Here is a 275-nt window from a genome sequence, read left to right on the forward strand (position 1 = left end):
GCCGGGGGCGCAGCAGCCCCCCGAAGCGGCCACCGCGTGGTTTACCGCGACGCCGCCACTTTTTGCACTCCAGCCCGGACGTGAGAATAAGATCCGTCTGTTTCGCGCCGATGCGCCGCTTCCTGCCGATCGCGAAACGCTTTTCACGCTAAGCATTGCCTCCATTCCGGCCAGCCAGCGTCACAGCGATAACGTTCAGATGGCGGTACGTTCCAGCATGAAGCTTATCTATCGCCCGGAGGGGATTCAGGGCGAACCGGCGCTGGCCTATCGTC

At 62.9% G+C, this 275-nt stretch carries 1 protein-coding gene; it reads left to right on the plus strand.

Annotated features, from left to right (window positions below; genetic code table 11):
• Positions 1–275: fimbria/pilus periplasmic chaperone (locus tag RTW80_RS29175; RefSeq protein WP_312721609.1), on the plus strand; the 275-nt coding region annotated here is incomplete at both ends.

Origin of the sequence: Escherichia sp. AM3, assembly GCF_032029835.1 — a bacterium.
Classification (GTDB): Bacteria; Pseudomonadota; Gammaproteobacteria; order Enterobacterales; family Enterobacteriaceae; genus Escherichia; species Escherichia coli.